The sequence below is a fragment of the Maribacter aquimaris genome (genome assembly GCF_014596745.1).
GTDB classification, from domain to species: domain Bacteria; phylum Bacteroidota; class Bacteroidia; order Flavobacteriales; family Flavobacteriaceae; genus Maribacter_A; species Maribacter_A aquimaris.
The window spans coordinates 26,656-51,442 of sequence record NZ_JABTCF010000008.1; the positions used below are offsets into that span (position 1 = coordinate 26,656).

15 protein-coding genes are annotated in these 24,787 nt (G+C 41.1%); 1 reads left to right on the top strand and 14 read right to left on the bottom strand.

The genetic code is table 11. The annotated features are described in order from the left end of the window. Positions 1-52: 52 nt before the first annotated feature. The 8 genes from HPE56_RS12840 to HPE56_RS12875 form a co-directional block, all read right to left on the bottom strand. A complete protein-coding gene (locus tag HPE56_RS12840) occupies positions 53-1,372 on the bottom strand; it encodes a glycoside hydrolase family 2 TIM barrel-domain containing protein (RefSeq protein ID WP_188244162.1) in 1,320 nt (439 codons plus the stop codon). Positions 1,373-1,379: 7 nt separating this feature from the next. After that, positions 1,380-2,921, bottom strand: a complete 1,542-nt coding sequence (locus HPE56_RS12845; protein ID WP_188244163.1) for a sugar porter family MFS transporter — start codon at positions 2,919-2,921, stop codon at positions 1,380-1,382. Positions 2,922-2,978: 57 nt separating this feature from the next. Beyond that, complete coding sequence (locus tag HPE56_RS12850) at positions 2,979-4,508, bottom strand: glycoside hydrolase family 30 protein (protein ID WP_188244164.1); 1,530 nt, start codon at positions 4,506-4,508, stop codon at positions 2,979-2,981. Positions 4,509-4,713: 205 nt separating this feature from the next. Beyond that, complete coding sequence (locus tag HPE56_RS12855) at positions 4,714-6,339, bottom strand: glycoside hydrolase family 16 protein (protein ID WP_188244165.1); 1,626 nt, start codon at positions 6,337-6,339, stop codon at positions 4,714-4,716. 25 nt (positions 6,340-6,364) lie between these two features. Then, positions 6,365-8,410 carry a PKD domain-containing protein gene (locus tag HPE56_RS12860; RefSeq protein WP_188244166.1) on the bottom strand — a complete coding sequence of 682 codons (2,046 nt, stop codon included), beginning with the start codon at positions 8,408-8,410 and terminating at the stop codon, positions 6,365-6,367. A gap of 18 nt (positions 8,411-8,428) precedes the next feature. Then, on the bottom strand, positions 8,429-9,925 hold the full coding sequence (locus HPE56_RS12865; protein WP_188244167.1) for a RagB/SusD family nutrient uptake outer membrane protein: 1,497 nt from the start codon (positions 9,923-9,925) through the stop codon (positions 8,429-8,431). A gap of 18 nt (positions 9,926-9,943) precedes the next feature. Next, positions 9,944-13,105 carry a SusC/RagA family TonB-linked outer membrane protein gene (locus HPE56_RS12870; protein ID WP_188244168.1) on the bottom strand — a complete coding sequence of 1,054 codons (3,162 nt, stop codon included), beginning with the start codon at positions 13,103-13,105 and terminating at the stop codon, positions 9,944-9,946. A gap of 332 nt (positions 13,106-13,437) precedes the next feature. Continuing rightward, complete coding sequence (locus HPE56_RS12875; RefSeq protein WP_188244169.1) at positions 13,438-16,248, bottom strand: helix-turn-helix and ligand-binding sensor domain-containing protein; 2,811 nt, start codon at positions 16,246-16,248, stop codon at positions 13,438-13,440. Between the two features lie 262 nt (positions 16,249-16,510). On the opposite strand from HPE56_RS12875, the gene HPE56_RS12880 reads away from it, so the two are divergent. Next, entirely contained in the window at positions 16,511-16,936 is a 426-nt protein-coding gene (locus HPE56_RS12880) for a CBS domain-containing protein (RefSeq protein WP_109653148.1), read from the top strand. A gap of 162 nt (positions 16,937-17,098) precedes the next feature. Here HPE56_RS12880 and HPE56_RS12885 read toward each other — a convergent pair whose 3' ends face one another. The 6 genes from HPE56_RS12885 to HPE56_RS12910 all read right to left on the bottom strand — a co-directional run bounded on the left by HPE56_RS12885 (position 17,099) and on the right by HPE56_RS12910 (position 24,785). Beyond that, positions 17,099-19,318 (bottom strand): DUF349 domain-containing protein, encoded by a 2,220-nt coding sequence (locus HPE56_RS12885; protein ID WP_188244170.1) that lies wholly within the window; start codon positions 19,316-19,318, stop codon positions 17,099-17,101. 95 nt (positions 19,319-19,413) lie between these two features. Then, positions 19,414-20,160 carry a shikimate dehydrogenase family protein gene (locus HPE56_RS12890; RefSeq protein ID WP_188244171.1) on the bottom strand — a complete coding sequence of 249 codons (747 nt, stop codon included), beginning with the start codon at positions 20,158-20,160 and terminating at the stop codon, positions 19,414-19,416. After that, complete coding sequence (locus tag HPE56_RS12895; protein ID WP_188244172.1) at positions 20,138-21,151, bottom strand: DUF368 domain-containing protein; 1,014 nt, start codon at positions 21,149-21,151, stop codon at positions 20,138-20,140. Before HPE56_RS12895 ends, HPE56_RS12890 begins: the two co-directional genes overlap by 23 nt. A 12-nt stretch (positions 21,152-21,163) precedes the next feature. Beyond that, positions 21,164-22,081 carry a DUF368 domain-containing protein gene (locus HPE56_RS12900; RefSeq protein ID WP_188244173.1) on the bottom strand — a complete coding sequence of 306 codons (918 nt, stop codon included), beginning with the start codon at positions 22,079-22,081 and terminating at the stop codon, positions 21,164-21,166. A 25-nt stretch (positions 22,082-22,106) separates the two neighbouring features. Beyond that, positions 22,107-23,507, bottom strand: coding sequence for a tetratricopeptide repeat protein (locus HPE56_RS12905; protein ID WP_188244174.1), 1,401 nt, complete (start codon positions 23,505-23,507; stop codon positions 22,107-22,109). Between the two features lie 96 nt (positions 23,508-23,603). Next, a complete protein-coding gene (locus HPE56_RS12910) occupies positions 23,604-24,785 on the bottom strand; it encodes an aspartate aminotransferase family protein (RefSeq protein WP_188244175.1) in 1,182 nt (393 codons plus the stop codon). Positions 24,786-24,787: the final 2 nt, after the last annotated feature.

Consider the following 24,787-nt stretch of genomic DNA (forward strand, 5'->3'; position numbering starts at 1 on the left):
AGGTGTTATTCTTTAATTTATTGAGGTTTCCCTATTCAAAAGATTGTGTTTGTTAGTCTACCATAAAAGGGATATTGGCGGTAGCCGAATGGTTTTGTCCATCATTGGCATAAATAAATAGCCTATAATGTCCTTTTTTCGGGGCTTTGAATGAAAGTTTTCCTGGGCTATTCCCGATACTATCCAAAGTAACGGCCTTAGGACGTTCTTCATGATCGCCTCCGTCCTTTAGGTCGGTGCTCTCTGGTAAAATCTCCCACTTATAGGTAATCGGGTCATTCTCAAAATCCTTGATCTCAACCTTGGCATGGGCTACTTGATTGGGTTTAAGGATAACATTGTCAAGAGCGGTTTTATTATCTATGGAATAGGATACGATCTGCGGTGTTCTATTTGCTGGCCAAGTGCCATTCCAGATATAATGCATTACATCAACAGATTCGGTTTCCTTTCCATCCTCAAGAAAAATACCATACCAAGTTGGGGTGCGTTCTTGTTTGTTGCCCCATAAGAACACATAAGATCCGATGCATTGTAGGGAATCGGCTTCGATGCCCCCTTTGTAACGTTTAAGGTAATTCGCTGCTTTTACCGTGCTGTTGTCCTCGATGGGGGCTCCCCATTTTGTTTTGGGTACTTCCCAATGGCCGGTAGCCCCCCATTCGGTGACCATATAAGGACCGGTCCAACCAAATTCCCTTACCAAATTCGGAAGGTCGGGAAGGTCACCGTACATTTGAACCGAAAGGATATCCAAATCGGGACATTTTTCTTTGATTAAGGTGACTTCCTTTTGGGAAATTCCGGCCAAACTTGTGGTGGTCAAATGGTTGGGGTCCACTTCGTGGATCATTTTGGAAATGTCGTTCACGGCATCCCATACTTTCGGATTGGTGTAATGGAGATTCAATTCATTACCGATACCCCAAATCAAAAGGGCAGGATGGTCCTTTAAGCCAAGTACTTGTTTTTTGATATCTTCCAACTGATTTTTTACAGCGACCGAATCATTGTAGTCAAAACCATGGCGTTCCCTTCCTACCTCTATACCCATGGAAACCATAAGGCCATTTTTTTGGGCTTCATCCAATATTTCCAAAGCAGGTCTTTCCCCGTTGTCGGTACGCCATGTCCTAAAGGAATTGCCGTTGTGCTGGGCCAATGCTTCAATATTGCCAAATTCCAATCCTGCACCTTTAATATAGAATTCCTTGTTATTGACCAGTAATCTGTATTTACCGTCCTTGTTCTGTATTTCCACTTTTGCGGGACCATTTGGTTTTTCGGACTCGCTTTCTACTTGCTTGTTGCCCGTGTTCTCTTTGCAGGAGAAAAGCACCAAAAAGGAGAATAGGATCAATATATGCTTCATTTTATGTTTATTTTCTAATTAATAATTCTTCTACCTCTTCTAAGGTTTTCCCTTTGGTCTCAATGACAAATTTGTACACAAAGAGTATGGCGCAGAACGATAAGAGCGCATAAATACCGAATGTGGCTGTGGGCCCAAGGGATGAAAGTTCCCATGGAAATACCTGGGTGACCGAAAAACTGACCAAGGAATTGAAAAAGCCAACTACCGATATGGCAATCCCCTTTATTTTATTGGGGAATATCTCAGAAAGCAATGTCCACATAACAGGGCCCAATGAAATAGCGAATGAGGCCACATAAAGTAGAATGGCAATTAATACCAAGGTCGCATTGATTTGGATAAAATTGGTAATCTGGTTTCGTTTGAAGTCCAAGAATTGTTCTTGATTCAACTTCGGTTCAATTTCGGCAAATAGTGCGGCTTGGCTGTTAAAGGATTTTCCTTCCAAATCGATCAAGGCATTTTTTATTTGGGTATCCCCGATTTTCGACAAAGTGGTTTCACTAAAATCATAGGTTGCATTATTAAAGGCCATAGCAGCCATAATTAGGGCTATGGTCATAAAGGATGTTCCAATCAACAATAGGGGCTTTCTACCGAGTCTGTCAATCAGCCATATGGCCACCAAGGTGAACACCAGATTGGTGAGTCCTACCACAATGGCCTGAAGAAAGGATGAATCCGTACTGCCACCAGCCTGTTCAAAGATGGTTGGCGCATAATAAAATACGGCATTAATCCCTGTTATTTGTTGAAAGAACGCAATACCCAAGGCAATGATCATTATGGTTGCATACTTACTTTTGAAAATATCCGAAAGCTTGCCTTTTTCCTCTTTTTTGTCAATACCCCGTTGAATTTCGGCAATGGTTCCTTCGGCATAGGCATCACCACCGATTTTTTGTAATGTTTTTTGCGCCAATTCCACTTTGTTCAATTTTAGGATCAACCATCGTGGACTGCGGGGTACGGTCCATAGGGATAGGAAGTAAATAAGTGCGGGAATGGCTTCGACCCCTAACATCCATCTCCAACTTTCCCCTTCCAGATTCACCAAAAAATAATTGGAAAAATAGGCCACTGATATCCCAATTACAATATTCAATTGATTGAAGGATACCAAACTGCCCCTTAATTTGGGCGGGGCGATTTCAGCAATATAAATCGGGGCAATTAAAATGGCACCTCCAATACCGATGCCACCGATAATCCTGGCAATAATGAATTCGGTATATCCAGTGGCCATGGCCGACCATGTTGCCGAGATGGTAAAAAGAGCGGCAACAACAATAAGTACTTTCTTTCTGCCGAATTTATCAGCCATAGGGCCTGCCACGATGTTTCCGGCCATCGCACCGAAAACCACACAGCCTACTGCAAAACCCAACATCAATTCGGTCATCTCAAAATAAACCGTTATTCCCTTGACAGCACCCGAAATAACGGCGCTGTCAAAACCCAATAAAAAACCTCCTAAGGCCACAATGAGACTTATAAGAATGGTATAAGTATTATTCATTTTTACAACGGGATCGGCTTTTTGCATGGTAATGGTATTTTAGTGGTTAATTGATTCTGATTACAATCGCTTTTCTTCTCTAATTTAAGTCTTTTCTTCGGATAATAGGATGGTCTGAATGCCATGGGCTGGAAGGTCGATATCGGCCTTGTTTTCAGCTATGGTGATACTATACTGCAATGTCTTATCACTCTGATTCATGGCTACTATGGCAATACTGCCATCCTTATTGATGAATGCGGTAGACAGTAAGCTGTTTGAGGAGGAAACACTACTGATTCTTTTTGCGCCGGGCCGGATGAACTTGGAGAAATGACCAATATAGTAATAGGAATTCGTAAACAGTAGGTCCCCTGTCTTGGTATTTCCATGAACCGGGGCAAAACATAGGTTGCCTACATGGTTTGGCCCCCCGGTTTCATCCAAGAGGATATTCCAATCCGTCCAGGCCACCGTGCCGTTGTTGAAGTCATTGATCATAGCCCTGCCGTAACGTTCTGCAAGTCTAGGTTCCTCTATTTTGTCAAAGTCAAATGCTTCGTTACATCCTTCCGTGAATATTGGATTTTTATCGGGATAGGCCTCATGTACCCTTTGGACATTATCGAACATGGGAATACCGTCTTTCCAATCCTCATACCAATGAAAACCGGTGCCCCATACATATTTTGCGGCATCAGGGTCATCCAGGATAATACTTGCCCTTTGGAAAAGCAGGTCCCTGTTGTGATCCCAAACGATGATATTTTTGTCACCCATAGTGGCTTTCTCCAAGGTAGGGCCTAGGTAATTCTTTAAAAAATCGCGTTCTTCCTCTGCCGTATAAATGCAGGATTCCCATCGCTGAACGGCCATGGGCTCATTTTGGATGGTCAACCCCCAGATAGGAATACCTTCCGCCTCGTATGCCTCGATGAACTTCACATAATAATTGGCCCAAGATTGATAAAATTCAGGTTTTAGTTTACCGCCCTGTAACATGTTGTTATTGGTTTTCATAAATGCGGGTGGACTCCAGGGACTCGCATACATGGTCAATGTCCCCCCAGCAGCGGTAATGGCCTTTTTTGTAAAAGGCAAGCGATATTTACGATCATGGTCTATATTGAACGTATTCAGTTCGGTATCACCCTCTTCAACGTAGGTATAACTACCCGAGGAGAAATCACAACTATGTATAATGGTTCTTCCCAAGGTGTAACCGATACCTTTGTCCTTATCGAAATAGGCTTCCAGGAATTTTTCTTGGTTATCTTTCGAAAGTTTATAAAAAGTTTCTGCAGCGGCATCGGTCAATGCCGCACCTATACCCACTAATGATTGGAATTGTTTGTTCGGGTTTACGAAAATATCGATTTCAGTTTCCAAGGGCTGTTTTTTTTTGATAAAATCCAATTCCCCGGTCTTGCTAAGTTTAAGTTGGGTCTTATGGGCGGTGGTATAGATAACGCCCTTCATTTTCTTGACGTGAACATTTTTGGGAGTATTGGATGTGACGATTATTTTGTCTTCCGGATTCCCTTTGCCCTTGGTCGTACAGTTGGCCAATAGTAGGGGTAGTATTAACAATGCCGTTGCGCTTGATAAAACATTCCAAATTTTTAAGTGTCCCATTATAATCATGGTTAAGATTAATTTCAATAAAATAGTAAAACAGGAGTTGTTTCTTGGGTTTTGATAAATGGCATATATAAAGGTCTTTCTTTCAAGCTTATTATTGTTGTCAATGGTATATTCCTTTATAATGGATGTCTGTGATAACAAAGGTTAGCTGTTGCACTAACCTTTGTTATAGCCTAAACAAAAACTAATCTTACCCTTATTGATAAACCCTTACGTAATCAACCTCCATCGTTGCTTCTGTAAAGGATGCATCTATGGCTCCTCCGAAGTTGCCACCCATGGCAACATTCATGATAATGAACTGGTCGGTGTCAAATGGCCAAGTATCCCCATCTTTTGGGTCTGGGCTGTAGGTATAGAAAATCTCATCATCTACTAAGAATGAAATCTCATCTTCTGACCAGTTTACCGAATAAACATGAAATTCGGAAGTAGCATCGCTTACTGTTGTTTCACCGGTATTTACAGTAGCACCGGAACTTGAAGCATTGTGAATGGAACCATGCACGGTGCCTTCGTCGTTACCCACATGCTCCATAATATCTATCTCCCCACAAGCTGGCCAGTTTACGGTTTCAAAATTCGCTCCCAACATCCAAAGGGCAGGCCATGTTCCGCCCCCTGCTGGTAATTTTGCTCGAACATCGACCCTACCATGGGTAAACTCAAACAAGTCTTGGGTTTTCATTCTAGCAGAGGTATATTCAGACCCTTCGTAACTTTCCTTTTTGGCCGTAATCTTTAAGGTACCCTCGGATATGGTTACGTTATCGACTCTATTGGTGTAATATTGGGATTCATTATTGCCCCATCCATTGGAACCTGTTCCAATATCATAGGTCCATTTGGTAGTATCCGGAGCCCCATCGGTATCGAACTCATCAGACCAAATTAAATTGGAATACGTTACATCAACGGAAGCCTCTTCGGTCGATGGTTCATCCTCGGAGGTTAAAATGCCAAACCAGCCTAGGCCATCTGCGCCAATAGTTTTTATCGTCATTTCAGTATCCGTGCGTTCAAGAATGGCGTAGCTATGATCGCCACCCACATAGAAGCCATGGAAACCATTGCCATCAAAATTCAAGGTTTCTTGACCCTCGGGAGCGGTTAACGACCAAGTATCCGAAAATTCATCAACGGGATAATTTTCATATTCGCTATTTGAATTGGCTTCCCATGATATTCCATAATCCGCATCCAAAGCAGCGGCTTGGCCATACATTGTACCATTGGTTGTATAGGTAACCGTGCCGTCGGACTTAAATGTTATTCTATCGTCATATGCCCCGAGGCCGGATTTATCATAAGCTGGAGCAGCCCACCAGTCAGGTGAAGTACCGTCTGCGGGACCTACGCCGAAATGACCTACGGACTCAGCTTTAACCCTCCAGGTCTTTTCCCCATCACCATATAACATCTCCAATAGGTCGTCGGGAGCGGAATAAAGGGCTAATACTTCCACTTCGATAGTTTCCGTAGTACTAACGCCCGCTTTGCCAAAGGCTTGAACGGTTACATTGTAATTATTTATACCTGTAGTGGAGAAGTCAATGGTCAATTCCCCCGTAGGTGCCATTTCTTCCTTGCCATTATAAATATATTTATAGGTTAGGGCGTCCGCTGCCGATGCTGTGAAATTTACGGCACCAGAACCATCCCCATAAGGGTTTTCCGTATCCTGACCTACAATTACAGAATTGATGTCCAAATTCGATGGAGCGATAATATCCCCGAATTCATACTCTTTTTCTTCGCACGAAACCAAGAGGGTCGTCAGTGCCAAGAAGATGGTTTTAAATAATATTTTAGAATTTTTCATAAGTTCATTTAATTATTTAGACTTATTAGTTTTGTGAAATATCATCAACGTAGATGGTATAATCGCTTGATCCATCACCAACTGTTCCATTATCCATGATCAATACCAAATTGTAATATTCTAGACTGGAATCAACACCCGTAATGGTATACGTTAGTTCTTCCCAAGTATTGGCAACTGTGGTAGCGACGGCAATTTCATCTGTAGCCGAAGTGTCTGGCCAAGCAGCGGCATCCTCGAATTTCATCAATAAATTCAATCCTGCCCGTGGTGACCATACCTTGATCTTGATCGTGGTGCCTTCCTCGATATCGAAAGGTTCTTCTACGGTTATTTTAGATCCTGCCCAAGTTTGACCAGCACCTTTGACCAACTGTGCTACCGTAGCGGAAGTATTGCCAGAGGTATCTGGATTTTCAACTGTAGCCATAGCTCCACCATCAAAAGAACTCATGGAATAATCTTCTTCAAAATCCAAGAATGAGGCAATTGAAATGTCATCAACATAGATTGTATAATCATTTGAACCATCACCTACGGTTCCATTATCCATTATCAATACCAAATTATAATAATCAAGACTGGAATCAACTCCTGTAACGGTAAACGATAGTTCTTCCCAAGCATTGGCAACAGTGGTAGCGACGGTAATTTCATCTGTAGCCGAAGTGTCTGGCCAAGCAGCGGCATCCTCGAATTTCATCAATACATTCAATCCTGCCCGTGGTGACCATACTTTCATAGTAACTACAGTGTTCTCAGATACATCGTACGGATCTTCTACGGTTATTTTTGATCCTGCCCAAGTTTGACCGTCACCTTTAACCAATTCCAAAACCGTAGCGGATGGGTTTCCAGAAGTATCTGGATTTTGGACTGTCGAAATAACGCCTCCGTCGAAAGAGCTCAGTAAATAGGCGGATTCAAAATTTATAGGAAGTGAGCCATCTATCTGAGCCGTCGATGCTCTATAGAAATATAGGTTGTCAATAAAGACTGTTCCTCCAGCCCAAGGGGTGCCTACAAATTTAAGTTGATGAATATCGGCCACGGTTAAACCTTGGTCTGTAAAAGCGGAAATAGGAATATCGATACTTGTCCATTGATCGGCGGTTAATTCTGAAACCACTGGATTTTCACCATTGGTTAAGCTGATCAACGAGGTTTCCAAGGTTTCAACATCCGCGGTCCAAACATCCATATGTAAGTATTCCATGGAGGTAAGATCCTCTGCTGCTGAAAATTGAATGCCCTGATAGCTCAGGTTAATGTATTGTAACATGGTATCTCCATTCAGGTCGAACTCCGCATAACCACTTCCTTGACCTGATTGCCCCCAATCGGGATTGTAATTCACATCCGTGATGTTGGTGTATTTTGAGGAATAAATAGATATCACATCAACCTCATTTCTTGTTGGTGGCGTAGCGGCCGATGCTATGGGTTGTACTATGGCCACTGCTTCAAATTCCTGTGTATATTCGGTAGTTTCAATGGCACCGCCTTTTGCAACCACCCTTATGGTGTAGGTGCCAGGTTCGGCATATATATAAGAAACCGTTTCACCTATATTACCGGAAACAGGATCGTCATTACCTTCTTCCCCAAAATAGACATCAAAGGAAATGGCATAATCGGCATTTGCAGTAACGTTCACTTGTTTTGATACCGCTTCGTCATTGGCAATGGTGACCTCTAAATTTTCAGGGGCGTTGAACGATACTTCTAAAGGCAAGGTGGTTTCTGAAGATTTGCCTGTGACACCATAAGCAATAATCTTTACTGTATAAGAACCTTCGGCATATGTGTGGGTTGTACTTTCCCCTTGTGAAACCGTCTCGGCCTCAGGGGTGTCATCGCCATAATAAATGGAATAGGAAACCGCGCCTTCACCATTCGGGGTTATCGTCACGAGTCCCGTATTGTCTTGGGTAGCACCGAATAATGCAGAAACATTGGTGGGGGCCACCGCCGACCCAACAAAATCGAGATTGTCAAAGTTATCCTCCTCGCAACCCCAAAAGGTGGTCAAAAGGACAATAGCACTTAAAATATATTTTAATGTTTTCATTTTAAAGTCTTTTTGTTATTAGTAACCATCGTTTTGGGTAAGATTGGAAATTTCAATTTCATTCTGTGGAATGGGGAAAAGTCCGTTGGTAGCTGAATTATATCCGCTTCCTAAGACCGAAGCAGCTTGTCCCGTTCTTACTAGATCAAAGAATCGATCCCCTTCCATAGCCAACTCCAAACGTCTTTCGTTCCAAATCGCATCGACTGTGGCAGTAACCCTATGGTCTGTATCGCCAAAGGCCCTATCGCGTACTTGGTCCAAGTAGCCTTGTGCTTTTGGCACATTAGGTGTGGCCGATCTCAAATTTGCTTCTGCAGCCATTAATAAAACTTCGGAATAGCGAATTATGCGGTGGTTGTTTTCGTAATTCAACTCTACCTGTCCGCTGGTTTGTCCTTTTCGAGGTAAATACTTTTTGTTGTACAAATCAGTATTTTTATAGGGAGCTACCTGATAGGTTACGTTTAAACTAGGATTGTCATTGGCATATGCTTCCACATCGAAAACCGTAGCATTTTTTCTTTGGTCCCCTTCTTCATAAGCAGCAGCAAGGTCTTGGGTTGGCAGATTCGTGCTCCAGCCCGAGTTGTAGGGCATCTCTGCTGTTCCATTCAAACCTCTTACACCGCATTGTTGTACGGCATAATTACCTTGACCCCTTGTTTGGCCACCCCAGTTGTAATAAGGTTGTCCGTTTGAATATTGTACTTCGTATACCGATTCCGGTCCGTTTTCACCTTCCAATAAAAAGATGTCATCAAAATTGGACACTAAGCTAAAAGGCCCGTTTACCACATTCTCTAGCATTGCAGCTGCCTCCGAGAATTTCTCTTGATACAGATACACCTTACCCAACAAAGCTTGGGCCGCATATTTCGTAATCCTTCCTTGTTGCGATTGTGTTGTTGGTAGAACACTGATAGCGTCAAGGAGGTCTATTTCGATTTGTGCGTAAACATCCTCTTTGGGGGACCTTTGTAAAGTACCAAAATCCGATAGGCCCAGCTTATGGTCGGTAAAGAGCACCACGTCCCCGAACATTTTCACCAAGTTGAAATAGTAATAGGCCCTTAAGAAATAAACTTCGCCATACAGTGCTTCCTTTCCATCGAATTCAACGATTTCGCCTAGTAGGTTAACATCTTTATAGCTGATAAGGTAATTGGTTCTGTTGACACCCTCGTAAGCTGATTTCCATAAATCCTCAAGGGTGCTGTTATTGGTTAATATGGCATGGTCATCTATTTGCTGTAAGGCAACAACATCGGATGCGTTTTCACCACCTGCCACGGCATTGTCCGATGCGATATCGCCAATAACCACCAATTGGTTGAGCCATTGTGTGGGTGTATAGCAACTTACGGCCATAGTTTCGTAGTCGGACGCAGTCTGTAGATAGTCCACCTCAGTTACTTCGTATTCATCATGTGGGTCAAATTCAACCACGTCTGAACAACCGACGAAGGTCGTAAGTATGATGATTAGGCTTATACTGTTTTTTATATTTTTCATACTGATATTATTTCGATGTTAAAATTTAAGATCCAAACCGAGTAAGATAGTTCTAGCTTGTGGATAGGCGCCTCTGTCAACTCCGGTTTCCAAAATACCCGAGTTATCTGAGTTGTCCGATATTTCAGGATCATAACCTGTATAATCAGTCAAGGTCAAGAGGTTCTTGGCTTGTGCATAGATGCGTATTTTGCTGAAAAAGTTATTTGATGATTCCGGTAGGGTATATCCCAAAATCAAACTCTTTATTTTTATAAAGCTTCCATCCTCAACATATCTATCGGAAGGTCTGATGTTACTGTTGGTGTCGGCAAATGTATACCTTGGGGTAGTTGCATCGTTGGTAGTGCCTTCACCGGTCCATCGATCTAATATATTCCTAAATTTGTTCGAATATTGTGCATTACGTTCGTAAGCCCTATATATATCATTTCCTACTGAGGCATAAGTGAACATACTTAAATCGAAGTTTTTATAGTTGAAACCTACATTCCAACCTAAAGTGAATTCAGGGAATGGATCACCGATTTTTGTTTTGTCATCGTCATCAATGATCCCATCGTTATTGTAGTCGACAAAACGAATATCCCCGGGTTGCGCACCGTCTTGGGTGGCATGGGCATCGATTTCGGCTTGATTTTGGAATAACCCATCGGTTTTATACCCATAAAAATATCCAGGGGTATAGCCTTTTTCAAAACGTGTTATATTGTGACTTTGTCCATTGAAATAGGAGCCTCCTGATACAAATGCCGTTCCGTCGCTATTGGTCTCGGTAACTTCGTTCTTGGAAGTTGTAAAAGTCAGGGAGGTATTGAATTTAAAATCTTGAGCCCCGTTGTTGCTATATCCCACGGTAAAGTCGATACCCTTACTTTCGGTACTACCTATATTCGATGTTACAGGTTCTGATGTACCGGCATATAATGGGGGCGCATCTGTGAACAATAATCCGTCTACGGATTTATTAAAGTAATCCGCGGTTATGGAAATATCCTTGAATAAGTTAGCATCGAAGCCAATGTTGTATTGGGTCTGTTCTTCCCAACTCAAGGTGGGGTTTTCAAAAGAGTTTACCGTGGCACCAGAAACGAATTCCGTTCCGAAGGTATATCCATTGCTATTCGCTGTGGAATTATAACTTGGACCTCCTATAGTGATTTTAACATATTGAGGGTCTACGTTTTCGTTACCTACGGTACCGTAACTTCCCCTGATTTTCAAGAAATCAATGGCTTCGGAATTGAAGAAGCTCTCATTGGTTACGACCCAACCCAAAGAACCCGCGTAGAAATTTGCGAATTTGTTGTCGTTACCAAAAGCAATGGAACCATCGCGACGGGCAGAGAATGATGCTAAATATTTGCCTTGATAATCGTAGTTGATCCTACTGAAGTAAGATACATTCCTGCGTTCAAGGTCTTGATAACTATAACCTGTGTAAGCATCGGTATTCAATTCGGTATTCACCCCGGTAGCAGCACTTATGTCTGCCCACTCCCAAGCGTTGTCCCTAACATCCTGTCTTGTGGTGCCAAAGCCATATCCTGTTGATTTACTTCTGGAAATACCCAATACAGCATCAAAATTGTGCTTTTCATTTAGGGTGAAGTTATAGCTCGCAAAGGTCTCAAAGGTGTAACTGAAGTTGGATACCGTGCTTTCCGTAACACTATTGTGGAATGAGGGAATGGTTGAGGTTGTGCCGTCACCATTGTCCACTTCCTGCGTTTTTACCGTACCGTCTGCGTAATAATCACTAGATACGTTGTTCGGACCATAGTAGGCCAAAGGGGTGAAACTTTTACTAACCTGATCCCATTTGGTATAACCAAAACGGGAGGTTATCTTAAGGTTATCCAGGATGTCATATTGCAACTCCAATTTACCGTATAATTTATCCCCATTACTTTCATTATGGGTGTCTTCCAATCTTTGTACTGGATTGAATATTTCCGATAACAATAGATTGCTGTACCCATAAGAGGCATAGTCGTTGGGATCGGTATTGTAAACAGATACCGTAGGGTCGAAGTTCAATGCGTTGCCAATAATGGAGTTGAAAGAGTTCTCAGCTACAGTTTGACTTTTGATATTGGCGTAACTGGAATTAAGAATGAATTTCAATTTTGGCGTTAATTGAACATCCACGTTTGCCGTGAAATTCAATCTATTGAAATTGGATTTATCATTACCACCTACAATACCACCTTGGCTTAGATAACCTGTGGACAAGAAATAGCCTATACTTTCCGAACCACCTCTTGCAGATAGGGAATAGGAGGTTACGGAAGCATCTTTGAAGACTTCATCCTGCCAATCAGTACCCTGGCCTAAAGCGGAGATGTTGGGAAATATCAAATCCCCTCCTGCGGTTACGCTACCTTCATTGATCATGCCAGCGTATTCCGAAGCATTTAAAACACCTATTTTTTTGATTACGGATTGAAAGCCTGAATACGTGTTGAAACTGAATTCTGCCTTCTCATTCTTTCTACCACTTTTGGTGGTGACCACAATAACACCGTTCCCCCCTTTTACACCGTAAATGGCTGTGGAGGCGGCATCCTTTAATATATTCAATGATTGGATGTCTGCCGAGTTGATGGAATTTAAATCGTCTAAACTCTGGGGAACACCATCGATAATAACTACGGGGTCTGTTCCTGTAAATGAAGGAATACCACGAACCAATACGGTTGGTTTGCTTCCTGGGGAACCACTTTGGATAACCGATACACCTGAGGCGCTACCTTGAAGGGCTTCCTCAACGCGCAACGGTTTCAGTCTTTCAATCGATTCTGACTTTACGGTGGAAATGGCACCGGATACTTTGGTCACCTTTTGAGTACCATATCCGATAACAACAACTTCTTCCAAAGCCTCCGTGTCTTCTTGCATAATGACATTAAAGGTTTGGTTACTGCTGGTAACTGTAACTTCTTTGGTTTGGAAACCTAAATAGGAAAAAACCAAGGTTGCGTTAACGGGAACTTCATTTAAGGTGAAAATACCATCAAAATCCGTTGCTGTTCCCTTTGTCGTGTTTTTCACGATAACATTTACGCCCGGAATAGGCATATTGCCCGAATCTGAAACGGTACCGGACACATTGGTCGTTTGACCGAATGTAAACGATGTTACCCAAAACAATGTGAGAAATAAAATTTTTGACTTCATCTGTTAATTTTAGTTAGTTTTTAATTTTTCAGATGGAATTCGCATAAACAAGGTTTCCTTTTGCCATGGGATCGTCGTTATGCGCATTTCATTTTTGATTACTTTTCGTTAAGGTAAATTTAACAGGGAGGGTTAAGGATTCCTTAGAAAACACCACAACAAAAAACATACATCCCAAAAAAAAGGACATAAATTTGATTATTCGCAGTTGTTTGCCTTGTAGGTTATGTGGATTTACAAGGAATTGGAAGTTGTTGAAATAACGCTTAATGCGCTACGAAATCGTTTTTGTATAGGTAATGTTGAGGTGATGAAGTACCCTCCTGTGTGGATTACAGATTTAGGATGTAGTCCGTTAGACCGGATTCGTGCTGAAGTTGCATCTTTTTTCGAAGTCTGTAGCGCTTGACTTCTACACTTCGAACCGAAATATTGAGTAATGGGGCTATTTCCTTTGAAGACAGATTTAGCCTTAAATAAGCACAAAGCTTCAAATCATTGGGGGTAAGGTCTGGATGTAATTTTTTTATCCTTTTTAAGAAATCCTTGTCCGCATTATTGAAGGCTTCTTCGAAAAAGGTCCAATCATCAACATTATTGATATTCTGATTTATGGTTCTTATGACCGATTTTATTTTAGGGTTGTCCGCATTTTCCTTTAACTGATCTCGTATGGCACTTAAGAACTCATTCTTTTTGATTATGCTCATGGTTGAAATGGCCAGTTCCCGGTTTTTATTGGCAATATCCTGACGTAATTGTTCATTCTTTATTTCAACGATCTTTCTTTGGGCCTTTAATTTTTTACGCTTTAATTTTTTGGTGTTCTCCTTTAATAACCTTTTGTGTTGTCTCCTGTAGTACGACTTGTATAGTTTATGTATTATAAAGGAAATTAGGGCTATAATAAGAATGTAGCATGCTATGGCGACATTGGAATAGTACCAAGGCCTATTGATGATGAATTTGAAGCTTGCTGTATTCCGGGATTCCTGATCGCCTATTTTAGCCTTGACCTTAAAGGTGTATTCGCCAAAACTTAAATTTTCAAAAGAAATGTTCGGAGTGGAAAACCAATCGCTCCATCCCGTGTCCAATCCATCAAGTTTGTACTGATAAATTACTTCGGCATATTTATCGTAATTGGGAACACTGAACGAGAAGCCAATGTTGTTTTCCCTCGAATGAAGTTCGGCTTCCTTATCCAATACAATCCCCACTTTGGGGGCATTCCGAAATTCATTATAGGCCTCTGTAATTTGGATGGTATGGGTTTGGGATTTTATTTTGTCCAAATTGAGTGTTGTGTATCCGTCAGAACCCCCTATCAGAAAAGTGTTGTCCTTTAAATGGGTTATATATTCAAAACCGGAATTACCCATACTTCTTCTGAAATTCCTGGGAATTGAAATTTTTATGGTTTCCGGGGTGTCACTGAATTTGCCAGGGGTGGTATATATGATATTATTATCGCTGAATCCCCAAAGTTTATTTGTGTCATAATCGGGTATCAATATACCTTGAAGGTCGTTATCCTTGCCATAAAATATGTTCGTAAGGACCGAATCGACAACGAAATTATGTTGATCCTTAGTGTACATTAAGATATGTTGGTTCGAATTTTGGGAATAGAGTACCTTATCGTCATAGGTAACCATACTCGATCCAAAACCATTGGCAGGTTTATTATTTGCATTAATGATGGTATTGAAGGTAGGGTCAACGGTTATTTTATATATACCCTTATATTCATTGTTTACGATTATTTCAAGGTCATCGGTAAACTCGAAAAAACGACTGGAAAAATCAAACCCTTTTATTTTGTTTCGAAAAGACCATTGGCCATTGGTCTTTTCGAGTATACTCAACCCTTCATAGTTGCCCTGTAACAATAAGCTGTTGTTTGCTTCGATATTTTTAATATCCCAAGTTCCTGGGAAATCTGAAATTAATTCCGCAGTCTTATTTTTTACTAAAAAGGTGCCTCTATTATGCCCGCAGAACAAAGCATGGTCCTGTTCAACAAGACACCATACCTGGCCTTGTGTGCCATTGATCAAAGTAAACGAATCCTGACTATCGGCCTCTTTATAAAAAAGGCCCTGATTTGTCCCTATGTAAAATAGTCCATTAAAAATCTTAGCGGCATATACATTTCCTACTTCACCTTTTAAATCATTGAACTCCTTGAATTGGGAGTTGTAGTTTATAACACTCAGTCCATTGTCCAAACCGAGCCAAAGGTTGTGGTCAATGTCTTCGAATAAAGACAATATGGTATTATTGTGGAGCCCTTTTTCCTTATTGATTTTGTTTATTACCGACCCGTCGCGACCGATGTGATATACACCGTTGGATATGGTGCCCAAAGCAAAACTACCATCGCTCAATTGAATGCTACTGAACAAGGTCACCTTTTCCAATTCCTTGTCAGCCTGAATATTCCATTTTTTGGGTCCGTCTTCCTCCAAAAAACAGAATCCCCCTTTTTCGAAAATAAACAGGAGCTTCTTATCAATCTTCCAAATGGCGAGGACAATGCGATCCGCAAAGATGGAATCCTTGGAGACTAACACAGGGTTTCCATTTTCAATCTTAAAAATACCTTCATTGGGTTTTTGAAAATACACTTCATTGTCTACATTGAAAATCTGGGCCCTCGTGGTTTCAGAATCTATTATACGAAAGGATCCATCCAAGGTGTTGTAGCTGTAGATTCGGTCGAGTGATTGAAACAGGACCCAATCACCAACTTTAAGTATATTCCAGAATTGTTCATCATCAATCAAAGGCTCGTTAAGTTTGGGGATCAAGGAATGATAAACGAGACTGCCTAGTTCATTTTTTTGCCAATAACCAAATTCCATATAACAACCCGTGTATACCAAATCATCTATGACCTTTACAGAACGTATTACGGAACTGTTGGGCGAATTGTATAGTTTGAAACGGGCACCATCAAACTCCAATAAGCCTGAATTATTCGCGATATAGATTTTTTTATCGGAGCTTTGGGATATCATCCAATTCTGATTGTCGGCCTGGTATTGCTCGGGAGGGTAGGTGGTGATAGGAGGCAATTCCTGGGCGATTGCATGAATGCCATTGAAGAGGAAAATAATCAAAAATACTTTCAGGTTCATAGGGTTGAAAATAACTTCCTAGGTTAAGGGTAAAAAGAGATTCGTAAAGATACCTAAAAGTAATTTATTTATTAAGTAGGGGGAAAGGATCGCCGTTGCCATTGATAAGGGGACAGTGTTGTGGGAATTTTCATTATTATCTAATGTAGGTCCCGTTCGATTGGCATTATTGATTTTATAAAAGTAAGGCCTACATGATTTTTATCATACTTTACGGGAGTATTACTGATTATTTTTAGTAATGTAATTTAAACCCAAGATTATGAAAAAAGGAACTCCCATCGCGACAATAATGACCAAGAATGTCATTACTTTAAAAGCTTCGGATAACCTGGAAAGGGCGGAACATTTATTTAGAAAACATCATATTAGACATATACCTGTAGTCTCGGGATCTAAAATTATCGGTATGTTAAGTTACACTGATTTATTGCGAATCAGTTTTGCGGATGCTGTTTACGAGGATGAGGAAGAAGTTGATTCAATGGTTTATAATATGTTCAGCTTAGAACAAGTGATGGCCAAAAATTTAGTTAGCGTGTCCTCGGACACCATTGTAAAGGATGTGGCAGAAATACTATCTAAGAAGGAGTTTCATGCCCTTCCTGTTGTGGATGATGGAGAACTTGTAGGGATGGTTACCACAACCGACCTAATCAACTTTTTGTTGCAACAATATGAGGATTAATGCCTAGTACCGTTTAGGGAAAACTTAGTATTGGATCTTGGAAAAAAAACAAAACATGGCACTAGGCCATGTTTTGTTTTTATGATTATCCAGTGATTTTAGCTTGTTTTGTTAAAACCTTTGTCCGTTTGAATCGAAAGGATGTAGGTGGGTTAAATTTTCCTATGCTTCTTCTTGGGATTCCCCCGCTTCCTCATCGAGTTCTTCCTTTTCCAAATTACGTTGCATAATGTTCAATTTTTTCAATTTGGCCATCCAGGTGTCCAACGCCTCTTTTTGTTTTTCCACTTTTTTAATGACATCCTTTACCAAGGGATTGTCTTCGGAGGCATTTGAAAAGAATTGAAGATTGTTTTCCAGTTGGCGAATTTCATTCTTGCTTTCATCGATCTTTTTACGAATGAACGAACGTTCATTTGCGATGGCCCTGTCGTTTTCCGCATTGGCCAATTGTTGAATTTTATTACCGTATTTCAATAGCTCGGATTCTTGTCTGTCAACATCCAGTTTTTTGAAGATGGCATCTAGGATTTTATTGAATTTCTGATTGATGTTCTTTTTGTTAAAAGGTACCCGGCCATATGTTTTCCATTCCTCGATAAAGGATTTTATGGTCGCAAGGTCGGTTTCCCTTTGGCCCGTCAATTCAAAGGATTTCAAGCGTTCTAGGCAAGCATCCTTTTTTTCATAATTTTCAATCTCATCCTTATGGGACTCATTTTTTGAAGCGTGTAAATGGTCAAAATAATGGTTGCAGGCATCTTTGAACTCCTTCCAGATCTTATCGGAATATTTACGGGGTACATGACCTATTTTTTTCCATTCATTCTGAATGCGCTTCATTTCGGAAGTGGCCATATCCCATTCCTCACTATCTTTTAGTGAAATGGCAAGGTTCAATAATTCACGTTTTTTATCTAGATTTTCCTGTTGGTCCTTTTTTAGGTTCTTATAGTAGGCGTTTTTATTTCTGTTGAAACCACGTACCGCTTCCTTAAATTCCGCCCAAGTCTGTTCGTTGACCTTTTGGGGTACTTTTCCGGCTTTGAAGAAGGCATCGCGCAGCTCTTCAATTTTTTTTATTTGTTGTTGTAGGGCCTTATGGTTACTGGCAATATTCTCAGAGATGTCCCTAATGGCATTGATGATCTCTTTCTTTTTTTCGAGATTCTGTTCATGTATTTTATCAAGGTCTTTATAGTAGTCCTGTCTTCTTTGGTGCAATACCTTGGTGGCATTGCTGAAACGCTCCCAGATTTCTTCACGGTGCTCTTTGTCAACGGGGCCAATATCCTCTTTCCAGATTTTATGCAGGGTCTGTAATTCACGAAAAGCCTTATTAAGGTCCTCTTCTTTTTCCAAGGCCTCAGCACGTTCCACCAGTTTTATTTTCTCATCGAGGTTGTGCTTGAAATCAAGATCACGTAATTCCCTGTTTATGTGTAGAAAATCATAAAAGATTTCGATATGGTGATGGTAAGTACGCCAAACGTCGTTGTAATTATTACGGGGAACAGGTCCGGCATTTCGCCATTTTTCCTGTACCTCCTTAAATTGTTTGTAGGTGGTATTGATGTCTTCCTCGACATTGACCAAACTTTTCAATTCTTCGATAATCGCCAATCTGTTGGCCATGTTATCCTTTAAACTATTCTCAAGGGTCTTGTAATATTGATTGCGTTTTTCGCGATATTCAGAATAAACTTCGTTGAATTGTCTTTTTGAGACCGAGTTATACCTAAAGTCCAACTCATTACCGCCATTGTTTATGAAATCCTCCTTTTTCTGTTCTATGAATTCCTGGAATTTAAGGTCAAATTCAGATTTGATTCCATCAACATGTTTTTTGATGGCCTGGACTTTTTCGTTTCTAACCAATCGCTGTAGTTCCCCCACCAAATTCTCCATAGACATGGCATGGTAATCCAACGTGGGAATATTGTGTCGATGTTGGTTGTCCTGGTCCTCAGCATCCTCCGCATTGGACTCATCGATCTCGTTTAGGACATCATCATCCTTACCATCCATTTCTTCCTCTGTGGGTGTGGGGTCTGTAACCGCTTCTCCGGGTTCGGCTTTTTCGGGTTCAGGGCCATCCACTGTCTTTGGGGTCTCAGTCGGACTTTCAAGGTGCTCCCCAGGAGCCTCCTCAGTCGTTTTTGTGTTATTTTCACCACCGTCCGTCTCTTCCAATGCGGGTGTGGAATCTGTAACCGCTTCTGTCGGTTCTGTCTTTTCGGGTTCAGGGGGATCGACTGACTTTGGAGTTTCAATCGGACTTTCAGGGCTTTTCTCCGGAGTCTTTTCAGTCGTCTCGGTAGTTTCTGAATTGTTTTCACCACCTACAGTTTCCTGCAGTTCTTGATCTTTTTCTTCTTGCATTGTAATTCGTGTTAGTTCTGCTTAAGAATGCTAATGTAATATACTAACAACCGAATGAATACCAAAGCTTATGTAGGTTCTTTTTTAGGGACTTCCTATGAATTCCAGATTTTCCAAGCCTTTTCGGCCTGTAACTCTAGCATTCTTAACCCATTACATATGGATGCACCTTGGTTTTCACCTTCGAGTAAAAAGGCTGATTTTTCGGGGTTATAGATCAAATCGAAAAGTAGATGGGCATCCGTGATCCATTGGTATGGAATGTTCGGTTTTTCCTCGATATTGGGGAATGTACCCAAAGGGGTGCAGTTGACCAATACCGTATATTCCTTCATTGTTTTTTCATTTAAATCGGTATACTGCAATTGGTTCTTCTTAGGTCTTCTTGAAACAAACTTAAACTCAATGCCCAGTTCCCCAAATACGAATGCTACGGCTTTCGATGCCCCCCCTGTACCCAAGATCAAGGCTTTGGTATGATTTTTTGTCAAAAACGGTTTTATTGATTTTTTGAATCCGTAGATGTCTGTATTATACCCTTTTAGTCCCTTTTTCGTAAATTTTATGGTATTTACGGCACCTATTTTTTTAGCTTTTTTGTTGAGTCTGTCCAAATAAGGAATCACGGCTTCCTTATAGGGAATGGTGACATTCAGTCCTTTAATATGTTTGTTTTGCTGTATCAATGGAGTGAAATCCTCTATTTGGGGCAGGTCAAAATTCCTATAGGAATATCCCTTTAGACCCAATTTCTTGAATTTTTCTTCGAAGTAGCTTTCTGAAAAAGAGTAAGCGATGTTCTTACCCACCAAGCCGTAGTTATTTTTTTCTATAATCCCCATACCATTCCAATCCTAATAAAATAAATATACCCAAGATGACAAAGAATATGGCCCACCACGTTTCTGTCGTGGTAAAATCAGGTAAGTACCTTTCATAATTCAGGATTATTTCCTTGCCGTTTGAATCCAAAAATAGCTGTCCGTCCCCATCTGTTTTGAAAATGGTTCGTTTCCAGGGCCATACCACTCCCAATGATCCAGTGATGAATCCAATGATTACGGCCGTAGTAATGTGTTTAAAGTGCTTTAGTACATAGGTAAGTATGTGTGAAAGGGTAACTAATCCCGTGGCAGACCCTAGCGTGAATACCGCAAGGATCTTCAAGGTTTCCAGTCTTTCATGGTTTCTTACAAAACTGAAATCACCCCGTAGCATTTCGGCCATGGAGTCATATAGGGCGTTAACGGAATCAACCAAGAGTAGCACATAATTTCCCAACAGGATAAGGATAAAAGAACCCGATAATCCAGGCAGGGTCATGCCCGAAACACTGATCATTCCGCATAGGAAAATGAACCAAAGATTGTCATTCTCCCTGGCGGGACTCAAAAAACTTATGGATATGCCGAAGACAAGCCCTAAGATACCGGCCGTCAGTGTCTTTCTGTTCCAGTGTTTGAAATCTTTTGAAATAAAGTAGATTGACCCTAAGATCATTCCGAAAAAGGCGGCCCAGACAAAAAGTTCCTTTCTTTCCAGGAAATAATCTAGCAATTTGGATACACTGAAATAACTAACGAGCATACCAAAAATGAGAAGGGTCAAAAATTGGCCGTTTATGTAGCGATAGAAACTTCGGAACCTACCGTTCAGAAGCAATTTGATGGCTTTAAAGTTTATTTTTTGTAGGGAATAGATGAATTCCTCATAGAACCCACCAACGAAGGCCACAATGCCCCCAGAGACCCCGGGCACCTTATTGGCAGCACCCATGGCAAGGCCCTTGATAACCAAAAACAATTTATCCAAAAATGTTCTAGGCTCGTGCATATGGTAAAACGCTTATTTTTTTGAGGCAATTTTTTCGAGTATAAAAATAAGGGAAAAACCGATGGTGACAGCAACAATGGCCAACATTAAGTTTGGTTCGCCTTCGAAATGGAAAGGGGATACGTTTTGTTCTTTTAGGGTAATGATCTTATCGCCAATGGTTTTGGTTTCCAAAATCAATTTCCAAGGCCAAATTTTATTTAGCGATCCCACAATAAATCCCGTCAATAGGGCCAAGGTCAAATTCTTATAGTTGCTGAACATCCATTTTAGGAGTTTGGCAAAGCTCAAAAGTCCGAATATCGCTCCCAAGGCCACAGTAATGATCACTTTCACATCCCTTTCATGAACGGCGTCCAAAATGGTTTTATACGACCCCAATAACACTAAAATGAAAGCCCCCGAAATTCCCGGTAGTATCATGGCACAAACGGCCAATGCCCCGGACATAAATAAATAGGGAAGGCTTGTTGCGTGCTCTGATGCCGGTAGGGTAGTTACAAAATAGGCAACGGCAGCACCCAATAACAAGATTATCACGGTAGCTGGATTCCACTTCGTTATCTCCTTTCCAACGAAAAAGATACTTGCGGCAACCAATCCGAAAAAGAAAGACCAAAGCAGTATAGGTTCATTTTCCATTAGCCAGCTTACCAAGGTCGCCAAAGAGAAAAGGCTAATGAAAATACCTAAGAACAGGGCAACCAAAAAATTACCGTTGAGTTTTTGCCAAGAGGCTTTAAACCCTTCGTTTTTCCAGGTTGTTATCAGGGACGGCTTAATATTGTTGATCGACGTAATCAATTCTTCATAAATACCCGAAATAAAGGCAATAGTCCCCCCTGAAACACCAGGTACGACATCTGCCGCCCCCATGGCAATTCCTTTTAAGGTAATGAAGATATATTGGAGTAAGTTTCGATTTTCCATAGACAAAAAAGCAAAAATAGACTATTTATCGAGAAGCTCTTTTGTTATTCGATATTATGTTCTGAGTCCATTCTGTTTTGAAGTATGTGGGAAATTCTTCTTCGAAAAGGTGTAATTTTTCAGAGTTCTTGTTCAAGGCATCTATTAGACCGATACGCGCATTTATTTTATCATTGGCCAAGAGGTGTAGACCTGCGGTCTTATAAAGGATCTCTGAGCTTTCCGGATAAAATTCACGCCCTTGTGCCAAAATATGGATTCCTGAGATGTAGTCATGGTTTTCCTTGGCGACATTGGCCCAGTTTAACCATGTATCCAATTCGTAATTGCCAAGGTCAACGGCTTGTTTAAAGGAAAAATCGGCCTGATCATAATTTTCCAGGGCGGCATTGATGTTGGCGCTTTTTTTCCAATATGTTGGGTTCTCACCGTCAATGTTCAATGCTTTGCTGATATAATGCAGGGCTTTGTCAAAATCACCTTTTAAAAAATAGAAGTCCGTTATGGCCAACCAGCCTTTGTCCAATAAAGGATCTTCATGCACGGTTTGGTAATAGTAATATTTGGCCATTTCGTCATTGCCAAGACGTTCATAGCACTTTCCGATTCTTAAATAAGCATGGGAAGTCGGGTCTTCTATTTGAATGGTAATCTCATAATTTTCTATGGCTTCACTGTATTTTCCCAACTTTTCGAGGACTTTGCCCTTTTCAAAATACGCCCCAATAAACGAATCATCAGAGATGATGGCGAAATCAAAAGCGGTCAACGCTTCCTTGAACATGTGTTTGGAATAATACTGTTTTCCCAATTGGTGCCAGGCCACTTCACAATAGGGATTTCGATCCAGATAGTCATTGAGGTATACAATCGCACCTTCAAAATCCTCTAGAAAATCGAAGCAATAGATTACATTGTAAAGCGAGGAATAATCCTGATCATCGAAATCGACGCATCGCATGAAGCATTCTTTGGCTAACCTAAAATCATCCATAAAGAGGTATTCCATACCCAACAATGAATGAATATCATAACTTTCTTCAGAAAGGTTAAGTGCTTTTTTAAGCAATTTGACTGCAGCTTCGTGATTGTCTTTTTTTGAATAGATGTTCGCTCTTTGAATATAAATCTCTTCGTTTGAACTATCCAGCACCTGTAGTTTATCCAATAAATCCTCTGCCCGATCAAGATTGTTCTCGAACACAAGAACCTCAACATCCAAAAGTTTCAACGCAATGGAGTCGGGGTGTTGTCTCAAGCCAATCTTTATGGCTTTTTTTGCCAAAGCTATTTTTCCATGGTTGAGGTAATGGTGTATGATATCCTCAAAATCCTCTGCATCAAAAAAATAGACGTCGTCTGTCTTCAGCATGGATTCAAACTTGGCAATGGGCTTATTTGGCCTTTCGTTGGCTTCTAACGCCATAGGGATTTTTTGGTTAATCTCAGGCTTAAAAGTACTCTTTTGGGACTACGTTTTCCTCCTGAATTGGGCTATATTATTAACAAATTAGTTAACAAATTATTGCCTGTAATCGTTCAATATTTCTAGAATGGTATCGCACCCTTCCTTAAGTTCCTCTAATGAAACCGTTAAGGGAGGGGTTATCCTAACGGCTTTTGTCTCAAACAATAGCCAAAAAAGGATGAGGTGTCTCTTGGCTGCGGTCAGTATAAGGAAATCCGCAATTTCGGAGCTTTCCATGATCAACGCCAACATGAGACCTTTTCCCCTGATCTCTTTGATGAACTTGTGTTTTAATAAGGAACGAACGTATTTTTCCTTGGCCAGGGTGTCAGCCATGAGGGTACTTTCGACAATACATTTGAGTGTGGCCAAAGCGGCGGAGGCAATGACCGGGTTACCACCAAAAGTGGTGATATGACCCATTTTGGGATTGTCCTGTAAGGTTGACATCATTTCATGGGAAGCCGTAAAAGCACCCACGGGTAGACCGGAGGCCATGCCTTTGCCCATGACCAATATATCGGGAATACAATCATAATTTTCAAAAGCGAACAATTTTCCTGTACGACCAAAACCCGGTTGGATCTCATCGAGAATCAAAAGGGCTCCCACTTCAGAGCAACGTTTTCTTACGTTGGCCAGATAACCATTGCTTGGCTCAATAAAGCCAGCTCCCCCTTGTATGGTTTCCAAAATGACCGCGGCAGTCTTTTGGGTTATCTCCCCAAGATCCGATGGTGCATTAAATTCAATATACGAGATATCCGGGATCAAAGGTCTAAAGGCTCCTTTCCGTTCTTCGAGTCCCATTAGGCTCAAACTCCCCATGGTATTGCCATGGTAGGCCTTTTTTCCAGCGATTATCTGACTTCTTCCGGTAAATCGCCTCGCTAACTTCAGAGCCCCTTCAATAGCTTCTGTTCCTGAGTTGACCAAATAGGTGGTTTCCAAAGAGGGGGGGAGCAATGAAGCCAAAAGTTTGGTATATGCCACTGGCGGTTCTTGGATATATTCACCGTACACCATCACATGCATGTACTTATCTACCTGATCTTTTATGGCCTTGGTCACTTCAGGATGGCAATGCCCCAAGCTGCAGGCAGATACGCCTGCTACAAAATCCAAATGCGCATTCCCTTCACTGTCATGGATATAGGACCCCTTGGCATGGGATACTTGCATGGCTAAAGGATGTGGGGATGTTTGGGCCTGGAATTTTAAAAAATCCTTTTTCATAA